The organism is Streptomyces sp. NPDC032472, assembly GCF_040636955.1.
Taxonomy (GTDB): domain Bacteria; phylum Actinomycetota; class Actinomycetes; order Streptomycetales; family Streptomycetaceae; genus Streptomyces.
This window is the reverse complement of sequence record NZ_JBEZVK010000220.1, coordinates 1-1,120: the sequence shown is the minus strand read 5'-3', so window position 1 is coordinate 1,120 and position 1,120 is coordinate 1. Positions and strand designations below refer to the sequence as shown.

Below are 1,120 nucleotides of genomic sequence, written 5' to 3'. Positions count from 1 at the left end.
GTGGCTTGAAGAAGACCGGGCCGGCTCAACTGGACCTGAGCGGCGCGGCGTTCGCGCCGGCTTTCGTGCCGTTCAAGACGGAGTGTGAGGTCTGGCGTACCAACCCGAATTTTGTACAAGCGCCGGCCTTGGCACCTGAGCCAGATCCGTCTCAGTGGGAATCGTTGGGTAACACAGGCGCTGTAGCGCAGGCATCTTCGCCAGACAGTGCGGGAAATGTCGCTCCTTCACCGTTTAGTGATTTTCTGTCTAGGATGTTTGATCGTGGTCCCTTGCATGTAAATGACCCGGATAACGCACCAAAAAACCAGACAAATCAAACTCCTGAGTTGATCAAGCTTGAAAGCCCAGCTCCATGTGACTGGAAACTAGCAAGTCTGTTAAGCGAGCGCTCAGATCAAACAGAAACTGGTCAATATTTAGGGGTATTGCAAAATCGCGCACCATGGACGGACGCGAGTGGTAAGCAATATACGGCTGGCGGGGTGCGATCTTCAAAATTCGAATTGAAGTACATAGAGAGCGAAAAGACACTTGTATGTACAGTTCGCGTGAGATTGGTCCCGGTAGACATATATCCCGTCGATTCGTCCGGGAATTTCGATAAAGCTGCCAAAGTAAAATCAATCCCCTACAGCTACGATCTTCATCGCTCAATGGAGATTGGCGACGTTCTGAACGGTCAAAAGATGGACTACCGAGAAAGAGTGGGGGAAGGATATAGCCTCGAGCACGTTATGCGGAAAATAGAAGCAGTATTCAATCGGGGTGATCATAAGTTGATACTGGATGGATGCGCGAAAGGCGGGGCGTGTGGATGTCGCGTTAAAGTGATATTCAAGACTGATATTCGGATTTCAATAAAAAACAAGCCTATTGTCGATTTTAATGAGCATGTTCTGCTTCATTTATTCCCGTACGTCAGTCGTGCAGACACGTCGGCTTGGGGGGAGCATTTGAGGTACACGACCGAGAGCGGGAAAATGGTAGATGTCCCGGAAAACAACTATGAGGCTCATGAACATGGTCATTACTTTAACTTCCCTGACGAGTATTACGATCGGGGTGGTTTCGTTCATATCTCGTACATCAAGGATAGGGAGATAGACTTTGGAAAATT

The 1,120-nt window shown here is 48.8% G+C and carries 1 protein-coding gene; it reads left to right on the top strand.

All coding sequences use genetic code 11. From position 1 onward, the window contains the following. Positions 1 to 1,120, top strand: a 1,120-nt coding sequence (locus tag AB0F11_RS38320; RefSeq protein WP_362184515.1) for a hypothetical protein, incomplete at both ends; no start/stop codon positions are given.